A 12,067-nucleotide genomic window follows, 5' to 3' on the forward strand; every position below is an offset into this window, starting at 1 on the left:
AGACATTCATTGTTAAAAAAGTCATCGAATTAAAACTGTTTGGTTTTTATTATTTGATTAAATTTGAGAATTGTATAACCAAAACTAAAATTAATTCTACATAGCCCATATACCTGTGAACGTTAGAAGTCTCTTAGTATATATTACTGCCATAATTCTTATTTCTCAATCGACAGCTAAAGCGGCTGCCGGTGATGCACCTTGCACTGCTGTTTTAGTTTCCAGTAATGGCACTGCCGGGCCTTTTAACAATACCGGTTTTGTAAGTGCAACTCCTAATCCAACTTGTTTTGGAGGAGGGGCAAAAAATTATTTTTGGTTTACTTTTATTGCTTCCAGTCCAACTGTAACCATTAAAGCCAACGGTGCTTCAATCGTAAAGAGTATGGTTGCTTTATATTCAGCAACCTCATGTGCCGGACCGTTTACCCAATTAGCTTGCGGAAATTCAAACAATATAAATGCAACCATTAGTAATACTTCACTCAGTGTAGGAACTTGCTATTATGTTATTGTGGACGGGAACTTAAATAATGTTGGAACCTTTTCACTCACTATCACCTCCCCCATTCAACCTGTAAATGATCTTGCTTGCAATGCCATATCACTTCCCACACCTGATTTTTGTTCGGCTTCAGATGCATTTAGTACTGTTGGTGCCACTCCCGAAACTGCAGCGCAATCAGGAACTTGTTTTGATTTAACCGGAGCAGTAAATGGTGTATGGTTTAAATTTGTAGCAATTGCACCTTGTGCTTCAGTTAGCATAACCGGTGGTGGACCAGGTGGAATAAAACGACCTCAGGTAGCATTTATGCAACCTGCAGGTGGTGTATGCGGAGCAGCCAGTTTTACAGGCGTGCCTTCTGGATGTGCACAAGCACCTGTTGGAAAATCCTTAATTACTGCAAATGCAAGTGGATTAAGCATTGGACAAACGTATTATATTTTAGTGGATGACTACGGTTCAAATATGGGCAGTTTTAAACTTTGTTTTAGCAATAAGGCTTGTGCCGCTGCTGTGCCGGTAAATGATGATTGCATCGGCGCAATTGCATTGTGTCAAGGTCAAAATTACATTGGAACAACAAGTGGTTCTAGTGGCAATTCTTTGCAGGATCCTGGAGCTGCGCTTTGGTCTTGCTCTAGTCCTGCATTGTTAAATAAAACCCTATTTTTTACCTTTTCAACTAGTATAGCCAATGATCCGGTTATCATTGACCTTTTGCCAACCTGCACCGGAACAAACATTCCATTAATTGCGGGAATTTTTCAGGTTATAGGTGCTCCGTGTGTTGCTGCTAATTGGTCCTCTCCAATGATTTGCGCCTCCGGAAGTGCAACTAATATTAATGCAGGATTCACAATTAATACCGGCACTGCGCTAAGTCCTAATACCACCTATTATTTGGTTTTGGATGTTCCGGATCCTGTGCAATGTGGGTTTTCATTAACGATAAATGGGAATAAAGGAACCTCGGCCGGAGCGGATGAACGAAAATGTATTGATGCTTCTGCGCAAGTTTTATTAGGTGTTTCGCCTGCTGGTGGGATTTGGACTGGTGATGGAATTACAGGTTCCACTTTTGATCCGCAAGCAGCAGGTCTTGGAAACCATACCTTAATTTATTCTGCAAATGGCTGTTCGGATACAAAACTAATGCAGGTGGCAGGACCTCAAGTGCTTTCATCTACTTGTAATGCAGCTACTATTTGTCAAGGCGACAGTATGCGTTTAAAAGGAAATTTGGTTTCGCCTGTTAGTTCTTATCCTATTGGATTTGGGAGCAGCAGTGGTCCGCTAACAATTCCTGATAATGACTTAAACGGAATTAGCTCACCTATAACCGTAACGGGAATATCAGGTGTGCTTTCACCAACAAGTGTGGCAAGTGTTTGCTTGAATATTGCGCATAGTTGGGATTTTGATTTATTAATTCAATTGCAGTCACCGAGTGGGAGTGTAATAACGCTTGCATCAGGACAAGGTGGGGATGAGGATAATTTTTTTAATACTTGCTTTGCACCTACCGCAACGCAGACCATAATTGGTGCACCACCTTCTTTTAATGGGACTTTTTTACCACAGCAAGCTTTTGGTGGATTAAATGGAATCATTAATGGGAACTGGCAGTTAATCGTAAAAGACACCCGTTCTTCAGATATTGGGCAATTGTTAAATTGGAGCATTTCCTTTAATCAACCGGATTCAATAATTTCCTACAGCTGGACGCCGTCCGGAAGTATTCAGAATTATGCAAATTCATTAAGTCCGATGGTGAATCCTAATACAACAACAAATTATACCTTAACTGCAACCGATGTGTTGGGTTGTTCCAGTAGCAGCCAAGTTACTGTAAATGTTAATCCAAGGCCTTATGCCGGAGCTGACGTGATGCTATGTTCGGGTGTGAATGGAAATTTATCAGTAAGTTCAATACCCGGTTATACGTATGCCTGGTTACCAGTATCTGGAACAAATGGAATAACAGCTGGCGGTAATACCATATCTCCAACACTTAATATTGTCTGGAATGGTCCCGGAGTAAAAAAGCAAAAATATAAAGTAACTTGCACTCCACCTCCCGGAAGCTGCGCTGTTACTGATACTGTGGAAATATCGGTTTATCCAAAACCAACTGCTACAACTACCAATGCAGTAAAAAAGCTGTGTAACGATGGTTCATCTACTTATAGTGTAACAGTTACTTTAACCGGTATTGCACCATGGACTATTCAACATTGTTTAAACGGTGTTCCGGATTCCACTATCACCACTTTTACGAGCCCTTTTGTTTTTCTAACCAAGACCGCAGGAGTTCATAATTTTTGTTCTGTTGTAGATTCTTCGGGTTGTTTCGGCACCTTCTCCGGAAGTGCAACAGTAACCTTGGTTCCTGAGCTTGCAGTTAGTAATATTATACGCACATGTAATGCAGCACAGACCCAATATTCGGTTCAGTTTGATATTTCGGGTGGAGATGCTGCAAGCTTAACTGCAGTGCCCGGCCCGGCACCTACTTGCCCTGTTGTACCTTGCCCGCCAAATAATAGAAGATATACAAGTGGACTTATTAATGCAGGAACAGGATACAATGTTTTAATAAGTGACGGTGTGTGTGCCCACGTAGAAAATGTTACCGGAAACTATGCTTGCAATTGCGCAGCTACTGCAACAATTGAAGGGGATACAACTATTTGCCCTGGTGGTACTGCAACCATTAGAATTAAATTAACCGGAGCTGGACCTTGGACAATTAAGTATTTGCAAGGAGCAACCCTTGTGACGCAAGCTTTTGCCGGTCCGGGCAATGTGTATAGTTTTACCACCGGAATTGCCGGCGTATACAGCATGCAATCCATTAATGATGTAAATTGTGCCGGTTCCACTTCTGGATCGGCAACTGTGGTAATTCATACCCAACCAACAGCAAATATAAGTGCAAGTAAAGCGAGCATTTGTCAAGGTGATTCTTCAAAAATAACTTTGAACTTTAGTGGAACCGGTCCATTTCATTACCAATACACCGGTTCTGGTCCATTGGCACTTTTACCGGTAGGCAATTCATATAGCTTTTATACCCAAAACAGTGTAAATCTAAATCTAATTAGTGCTACTGATAATTATTGTGCTGCCACATTAAGTGGAACAGCTGTTGTAGTTAAACACCTCACCCCAACAGTAACCCTTACAACACCAAACGATACCATTTGCACTGGAAGTACAAGCAGTTTGAATTTTTCATTTACGCCTACCCCCACCGTTGCTTTGCCAACTACTATGAATTGGTTCAACGGAAGCTCAAATGTTCCACTTGTAATTACTTCAAATCCAAAAACAATTAATCCAGTTTCGGCCGGCTCTTATTATGCCAATTTAATTACCGATGCTTTTGGATGTACTAGTACAATTTCAGACACCATAAAAATAGTTGCATTGGCCATTCCGACTGCTACTTTAACACTTTTGAGCAACGATAGTATTTGCGCAGGAAGTTTTGCCACCTTTCAAATTTCTGTTAATGGAACAGGACCATGGTCCGTAAAATACCATCGACCAACAGGTGCTGATACTACTGTAAGTTTTGCTGCATCACCTTATATTTTTCAGACATCTAAGGCGGGAACATATAATTTGGTTCAAGTAAAAGATGATATAACGGGTTGTATTGGAACGGTATCGGGTACGGCTACAATAGTTGTAAATGTTTTACCAACTGCCACAGTAACCGGCGGCGGAACTGCCTGTGCAGGAAACAATGTAAGTGTTACCATTTCATTAACAGGGACTTCGCCTTGGTCTTTAATTTACCAAGATAATAGTGCATCTAATGTAACGGTAGCTAATCAAATTGCATCCACCTTGGTTTTAAATTATTCGAGTGTTACTAATTTTGGTTTTAATGTTTTGCATGTGGAAGATTTCCATCATTGTTCTAACAGTGGCACAAGTGGAGTACCAGTGGAAATTAATTCCTTACCTACTGCAACTGTAATTGGAGGTGATTCGGTATGCGATGGTACCACCGCATTTGTTACTATTAATTTTACCGGAGACCAACCATTTGATTTTACTTATGAAAGTTCTCCAGGAAATACTGTTCCGGTTACGGGTTGGGGAAGCAATAGTTATACAACTCCGGTAAATTCAATAGGGACTTGGCATTACAAAGTGCTTACTGTTACTGATAATAACAACTGTAGTAATACAGGAAACGGGGTTGCGCGAATTGTAATTCATCCCAATCCAAGTGGTGTGATGTCTATAGCCCAGCCGAATTATTGTTTTGGAACAGCTGCACCTGTTCAAGTAAATTTAACCGGTACAGCACCATGGACGTTTAATTATAACAATCCTGCATTAGTGGTGAATCCACCAACTTCGAGTAATCCATTTATTATTAATGAAACTGCAATAGGTGCATATACTTATTTTTTAAATTCAACCATTACTGATAAAAATGGTTGTACGAGCCTTGGAAGCGGGGCTGCAAATTTTGCTATGCATGCTTTACCCACTGCTACAATAAGTGGAACAGACAGTGCGTGTTTTGGTACTACAAAAAATGCAAGCATAACGCTCACCGGAGCTGCTCCATGGTATATTACCTATGATAGTGCCGGAATAGGAAGCAGTGTAACTATTAAGCGCTATACAAGTCCGGTTGTACTTGGAGTAAGTGCAGTAGGTACATGGAATTATAACATCGTTCAGGTTGCTGATTCCTTCTGTACAGGAACAGGGTTAGGAAATGCAAAAATTAAAATTTGGGCTTTGCCAACGGCAACAATGACCGGAGGAGGAAAAATATGCACCGGACAAAAGGACACTATTTTGATTAATTGCCTAGGCCAAGGTCCATTTACTTTTAGAATTCGTAATTCGACCACAAATACGGATACCCTTGTAAATAATTACAATGGTCCATTTCCATTTGTATTTTACACCTATGCTGCTGGAAATTTTGTGCTCACCAATTTTGCCGATAAAAAGTGTGCAGGAACATGTAATGATACAATAAACGTGGTTTACACAGCAAGACCGACGGCAGTCTTTAGTGCTCAAAATGTTTGTTTTAATCAAACCATGAGCTTCACAAATAGTTCTATTACATCTGGACCATTTTCACCGATTTGGAAGTGGAATTTTGGGGATTTGCCTCCCGGAATTTCTTCAGCCTTCTCTCCTACTTATGTTTACGGTAATGCTCAAAGTTATTTGGTATCCTTAACTGTTGATGTGAATGGTTGTCGCGATTCCATTTCTAAAACAGTAATTGTAAATGCGCTGCCAAATACTAATTTTGGTGTATCGCCACTAACACCTTCATTGATTGGACAAGTTGTTTCTTTCACCAATTCTTCTACTATTTTTCCGAACCAAACCATAAACTATGTATGGGATTTAGGGGATGGGAATTTTCCAACCACTACTAATGTGTCTCATGCTTATTTGGCTTGTAATACTTATACAGTTTCGCTTACTGCCACTTCCGATTCGGGATGTGTTTCCTCCACTACACAAATTGTAAATGTTGGTGAGGCACCGAATTCAGATTTTAATGCATCGAATGTTTGCTTAGGGTTTCCAACTGTATTTAACAATATTAGTACCATAGCTCCCTGTAACATTAATTCATCCTTGATTGGATATCAGTGGAACTTTGGGGTATTTCCTGGAACAAATTCAACTGCTGTAAACCCAAGCTACACCTATCCTACACCGGGCACTTTTAATGTTAGGTTAATTGTTACTTCCAACTATGGCTTTGCAGATACCATTATAAAACAAGTTACCGTTTATCCAAAACCACAAGCTGACTTTACTTTTACAAATGTTTGCTCAGGTGCAACCAGTGCTTTTACGGATAATTCAATTAGTATTGATCCAATAAATTATGCCTGGACTTCCTTGCCGGGAGGATTAAACAGCACCTTGCAAAACCCTACAACAGTTTTTGCAACAGCAGGAAGCTATTCAGTTCAGTTGATTGTGGAAACAACTAATTTGTGTAAGGATACAGTAACCAAGTCGGCGATTGTTTTCCCTAATCCTGTGGCAGATTTTACAGCAGCTGATTTTTGTGTGCAATTGCCGGGTCAGTTTACAAATACCTCCACCATAAGTTCTGGTACCATGACTTATATTTGGGATTTTGGTGACGCAACAGGATTTTCACCGATTCAAAACCCTACGCATTCTTATGCAAATGCTGGCCCTAGTTTAGTTTTATTAACTGTAAAAAGCGACCATAATTGCACCGACACTACTGCTAAATCGGTTTTAGTGAAATCGATACCCACAACTGATTTCACACAAGATATTACAGTTGGATGTGCACCATTATGCGTTCAATTTACGAATCAAACTGTGAATCAAAATGGTCCAATTACCGGTTATTTGTGGGATTTTGGCGATACACAAACATCTACTGATACAGATCCAAAACATTGTTATGCAGTGGCAGGTACTTACACTGTAAAATTAAAGGCATCTTCTAATAGTACTTGTGCTGATGAAGAAATCAAAACAAATCTTATTGAAGTACATGCCGTTCCTGTAGCTGATTTTATTTATAATCCTGATCCTGCAACTACTTTTACATCGGAAATTCATTTTGTAAATCAAACTATTGGAGGTACGCAGTGGCAATGGGATTTTGACCATGACTTATCTGGAAGTAATGAAGCAAACCCGGTTTATTTTTATCCTGCAGATACTGCTGTTTATTTGGTTCAATTAATTGCTATTAATTCTGATAACTGTAGAGATACAATTAAAAAAACGGTTACCATCGAAAAAGATTTTTCATTTTACGCACCCAATTCCTTTACTCCAAATGGGGATGGCAATAATGAAACTTTTAGAATTTTTGGTGAAGGAATACAAGAATTTCAAATTGATATTTTTAACCGAATGGGGCAACTAGTTTATGCATCCACAAATTATAAAGAAGGATGGAATGGAAGTTATTTTAACATCGGATATGTAGTGCGCGAAGAAGTGTATGTGTACGAAGTAAAAATAACTGACGTATTTGGGAAAACCCATAATTACAAGGGAACTATAACGCTTTATAGGTAAAAGACTGATGCAAATTTTGGTCAATTGATACTAGGCTACTTTTTGCAACCTCACATAGAGTGACGTAAAAATTTGCCACTGAAAAAAGTCTTAAATTGATTTTTTTGCAAGTATCAAATATCTAAACGCCCATTTCCACTTAATGGAATAGTTTTTAATTCCTGATTCGAAAAGCAATTTTTCAAGTTCACTTTTAATAAATCCTCGACTTACTGAAACAGCTGCATCATTCTTTACCAAATACGATTTTGAAAATACCGCGGTAAGCCATTTGATGCTGTAATAAGCTATTTTATTACGATGTAAATCATTAATAAGAAAACCAACCTGTGCGTATTGGTTCATCCAAACCATGCAATCAACCAATTCTTGTTCATTTAAATGATGACAAAAAAGTGATGAAACTATTACATCAACCGGCTCCTTAAATTGTGTTAACTTATAGTCGCTAGTTATAAAATGAATGTTTGGATACTTCGAACAATTTTTGATGGCGTAGCCAATAGCCTCATTTTTCATATCAATACCGGTAAGCTGCACCTTGATATTATTTTTATTTGCCCATTTGGCTATGGCAATTAAATTATCTCCCCCACCGCAGCCAATATCTGCAATATGATAAATTTTAGTTTTATCTTTAATCAATTTGGAAAGGCCGGAAAGAGTGATATTAAAGCCACCTAAATAAGTATTGATAAAGTCAAGTTCCTTTAAATTTTGCACCAAATCCGCAAGTGGAATATTATCCCCATCTAATAATTCCTTTTCGGCAGAGCGCACAGAGAAATCCATCCGCTTATTGTTCCTTAAAATTACTGTTATTTGTGCCTTCCAAGACAAATGTCTCCATCGTTAGGCCGGGACCAAAACCTGCACCAAAAATTAATTCTTGCGCTCCGTTCCAATCCACTCTGCGCTCCCAAATTTCATTAAGTACAAAAAGAATTGTTGGAGATGACATGTTTCCATACTCTTTCAAAATCAAATAAGAAGCACCCAAGTCACTTGGTGATAGCTGAAGTTCATTTTGAATTACCTCCAAAATTTTTCTACCACCCGGATGAATTGCCCAATGCTTAATTTGACCTGTATCTAATTTTAGCTTTAGTAAGGCATTATGTACAAGGGATTTTATACCTACTTTAATTAATTCAGGAATATAGGAACTTAAGGTCATTAAAAATCCTTTCCCTCCTATTTGCCATGCCATATCTGATTTTCCTGACAAGGATATTTCGGAATAAAAATCACGGATATGCAAACAATTTCTATTTCTAATTCTTTCCTGGCCTTCACCGGTAACTAGCAGTGCAGAAGCACCATCGGCAAAAAGAAGATTTGCGCCAATATTGTCTTTGTCGAATTCTTTTTGAAAATGCAAGGTGCAAAGTTCCACACACATCACCAAAACAACAGCATGTGGATTTATTTTGCAAATCGCATCCGCTTGCTTCATTGCATGTATTGCAGCATAGCATCCCATAAAATTCACAGAAGTACGGTTAATTGTGCTATTTAATTTTAAGGCTTCCATTACTAAAATATCCAAACCTGGAGCTGAAATACCGGTGCAGGTTACTGTTATTAAATCGGTAATATCTGAAGCTTGTGTATCGCTTCCCATGCATTTTTGAATGGCTTCCAAACTCAGCTCCAGTGCTTTGTGATTGAAATACTCCATGCGCTCTTCTAACTTTGGAAAGGGCTCCAAATCTTGCGTAGTAGGGTAAAAAGTGCGTTTATACGGGGGTAGTGAATAATCCGCAATGGTAGAATAACGAGATTCAATTCCGCTGCGTTCATACAAAATCTTCAAGGAACGTTCCTCATTTTCTGACACATGATAGACCTCTTTCATAAACTGAAAAATATCCATTTGCTTGTGCTTAAACTCCGGAACCGCAGTCGATATAGAAAAAATTACACTCATATTTTTTGTAAATATAAAACTACAAAACAGGCATTCATCATTAATGAAGCAATCATATTCATGCGCATAGTGCTTTCAAACGTAGCATTTGCAGTATCTTTAAATACCTGAAGCATCCACTTCAAAAAAAATGCAATAACAGGAATTAAAAAAAATTGCAATACAAAAAATGAACTAGTATGCTCCAACTTATTAAAATACATCCATAAAATTCCGTTAGCACATCCAAACATTAATGCACAAAAAACAAAAGTTCCTTTATATCCCAAAAGCATACTTATTGTTGTATCTCCGCTGGCAGCATCTTGTTTATACTGATAAATTTGAGTAAGCGGATACACTCCCCCAATTAAAAACGAACTTGCAATAATTGGATACAAAAGTGCTGAATTCAGTGTTTCCTTATATCCATCACCACTTATTCCACAATAAATATTTAGGAAGGAAACAGCACCTTGGAAAATAAATACAGCCAAAAATCCAAGTATGGGATATTTTTTTAAGCGAATAACTTTAGAACTGTAAGCTCTGGAAACTAACATATAGGCAAGGATTCCAATCAAAAAAGGAAAGCCAATAAATAAACTTAATGCAAGTCCTATGCAATCAAAAACAAAGCTGAGGTAAAATAAATCTTTAGTTGCTTGGGGAGGATGCTTCAAACCCCCAATGCTTCCTTCGTCCTTATCTTGATAGCTGTTGTATCCGTTACTAGCCGGATATATAAAGAGATGAAGTATAACAAAAATTAACCCCGCATTTATTTTGTTTACATTTTCACATTGACTCAAAGCAAAAAAATATACCGGCATTAAAAAAAAGGAAAAAGGAATACGTAAAAGTGTGATGGTATTTTTTGAAAACATAATTTTAACAAATGGCTTGATGTGGTGAAATAGAAAACTATCCGGTAGTTTAAGAAGTTAGTTTAGGTTAGACCTAACAGCATACAGTTGAATTAATTAAGTTTGGTTAAATCTTGAATTATGATTTCGTTTCGGGTATACGTTATACAATTTTGTTTTTCCATTTCGTTCAATAGGCTCGTAACAGTTTGTCGGGAAGCACCAATTATACTAGCAATATCCTGATGTGTGAGGTAGTTATTTATAACCAATTCATTTCCCTTTTTTATACCGGATTGCTTAGCCGTATCTTTTAAAAAATCAATCAATCGTGCACGTACATCTTTAAAAATCAAATTGGAAAAGCGTGTTTCCATTGCTTTAAATTTATCGCCAACTTTTCGAGTATACCGTAAGGAGAGATTCGGATTTTTTTCAAGTAATCGCTCAAAATCTTCCAATTTAAAGGAACAAATAGAAACCTCATCGCTGATAGCTTTCGCAAATTCTCTGTTTTCGGTTCTCCTTTCACTTGAAGCAATTTCACCAAAAATATCGCCTTCTTGCATGACATCCTTAGTAATTTCAGCTCCATCCTCATTTATTACAGCTATCTTAACTACTCCCTTTTTTAAAAAATACAAGCGCTTAACTGATTCTTGTGTCATGTAAATCAGTTCATTTTTTTTAGCTGTTTTATAGCCTGAAATCACACACAAATCGAGATATTCTTGCTCTGTCATCTGATCAAACAAATTATGATTTCGCAAGTACCAATAAACTACTTCACTCTCCATTTTTATTTATGCTACTAGAAGCAAAGTTAGTTAATTGAAACAAACAGCATTTATTAATACAACTTGTTTCATTTAAGTCTTGTGTTCCAAACTATTTTTAAAGTAATTTAGCCATTCGAAAAACACTTTTGTAACTTAGTATGAACGAAAAATTAATAGCTTTTGAACGCCTGCTAAAGATAATGGATGAGTTGCGTGAGCAATGTCCTTGGGATAAAAAGCAAACCATTGAATCCTTGCGTCATTTAACCATCGAAGAAACCTATGAATTGGCAGATGCGATTTTGGATAAAGACATGCCCAACATTAAGAAGGAATTGGGCGACATATTATTACACATCGTATTTTATGCACGTATTGCAAGTGAAACCAAAGCATTTGACATTGCAGATGTGATAAATGCGGTTTGTGATAAACTCATTCATCGACACCCACATATTTATGGGGATGTGAAAGTTGCAGATGAAAAAGAAGTAAAAGAAAATTGGGAAAAACTCAAAATGAAAGAAGGAAATAAATCTGTATTGGAAGGTGTTCCTAAGTCCTTGCCCTCTTTAGTAAAAGCTTCTCGCATACAGGAAAAAGCACGTGCTGTGGGCTTTGATTGGGAAAATAAAAATCAGGTATGGGAAAAAGTCGAGGAAGAAATTCATGAATTTAGAGCAGAAGTAAATTCAAACGCATCGCAAGAGAAAATTGAAAGTGAATTTGGAGATGTTCTTTTTTCGCTTATTAACTATGCGCGCTTTTTGGAAATTAATCCTGAAAATGCATTGGAAAAAACGAATAAAAAATTTATCAAACGTTTTCAATACTTGGAAGCAGAAGCCGGAAAATCCGGAAAAAAATTGATGGATATGACGCTTGCGGAAATGGATATTTATTGGAACGAAGCAAAAAAATTATAATC

At 37.7% G+C, this 12,067-nt stretch carries 6 protein-coding genes; 2 read left to right on the top strand and 4 right to left on the bottom strand.

Going from position 1 to position 12,067, the window contains the following annotated elements; all coding sequences use genetic code 11:
- The first annotated feature begins 115 nt into the window (after positions 1 to 115).
- Positions 116 to 7,585, top strand: a complete 7,470-nt coding sequence (locus IPP32_10000; protein MBL0048412.1) for a PKD domain-containing protein — start codon at positions 116 to 118, stop codon at positions 7,583 to 7,585.
- A gap of 90 nt (positions 7,586 to 7,675) precedes the next feature.
- Here IPP32_10000 and IPP32_10005 read toward each other — a convergent pair whose 3' ends face one another.
- The 4 genes from IPP32_10005 to IPP32_10020 all read right to left on the bottom strand — a co-directional run bounded on the left by IPP32_10005 (position 7,676) and on the right by IPP32_10020 (position 11,157).
- Positions 7,676 to 8,377 carry a methyltransferase domain-containing protein gene (locus IPP32_10005; protein ID MBL0048413.1) on the bottom strand — a complete coding sequence of 234 codons (702 nt, stop codon included), beginning with the start codon at positions 8,375 to 8,377 and terminating at the stop codon, positions 7,676 to 7,678.
- 4 nt (positions 8,378 to 8,381) lie between these two features.
- Positions 8,382 to 9,515: a type III polyketide synthase gene (locus tag IPP32_10010; protein ID MBL0048414.1), complete on the bottom strand. Its 1,134-nt coding sequence runs from the start codon at positions 9,513 to 9,515 to the stop codon at positions 8,382 to 8,384.
- Positions 9,512 to 10,327 (bottom strand): UbiA prenyltransferase family protein, encoded by an 816-nt coding sequence (locus IPP32_10015; protein MBL0048415.1) that lies wholly within the window; start codon positions 10,325 to 10,327, stop codon positions 9,512 to 9,514. Before IPP32_10015 ends, IPP32_10010 begins: the two co-directional genes overlap by 4 nt.
- A gap of 146 nt (positions 10,328 to 10,473) precedes the next feature.
- Positions 10,474 to 11,157: a Crp/Fnr family transcriptional regulator gene (locus tag IPP32_10020; protein ID MBL0048416.1), complete on the bottom strand. Its 684-nt coding sequence runs from the start codon at positions 11,155 to 11,157 to the stop codon at positions 10,474 to 10,476.
- 140 nt (positions 11,158 to 11,297) lie between these two features.
- Between IPP32_10020 and mazG the strand changes: the two genes are divergently transcribed.
- Positions 11,298 to 12,065: a nucleoside triphosphate pyrophosphohydrolase gene (mazG, locus tag IPP32_10025; GenBank protein MBL0048417.1), complete on the top strand. Its 768-nt coding sequence runs from the start codon at positions 11,298 to 11,300 to the stop codon at positions 12,063 to 12,065.
- The last annotated feature ends 2 nt before the right edge of the window (positions 12,066 to 12,067 follow it).

The sequence above is a fragment of the Bacteroidota bacterium genome, assembly GCA_016721765.1.
Classification (GTDB): domain Bacteria; phylum Bacteroidota; class Bacteroidia; order UBA4408; family UBA4408; genus UBA4408.

What these genes read in the sequence shown, in the direction of transcription:
- IPP32_10015 (MBL0048415.1), bottom strand. Translation starts at nt 10,327, where the DNA reads ATGCCGGTATATTTTTTTGCTTTGAGTCAATGTGAAAATGTAAACAAA.
- IPP32_10020 (MBL0048416.1), bottom strand. Translation starts at nt 11,157, where the DNA reads ATGGAGAGTGAAGTAGTTTATTGGTACTTGCGAAATCATAATTTGTTT.
- IPP32_10010 (MBL0048414.1), bottom strand. Translation starts at nt 9,515, where the DNA reads ATGAGTGTAATTTTTTCTATATCGACTGCGGTTCCGGAGTTTAAGCAC.
- IPP32_10005 (MBL0048413.1), bottom strand. Translation starts at nt 8,377, where the DNA reads ATGGATTTCTCTGTGCGCTCTGCCGAAAAGGAATTATTAGATGGGGAT.
- mazG (MBL0048417.1), top strand. Translation starts at nt 11,298, where the DNA reads ATGAACGAAAAATTAATAGCTTTTGAACGCCTGCTAAAGATAATGGAT.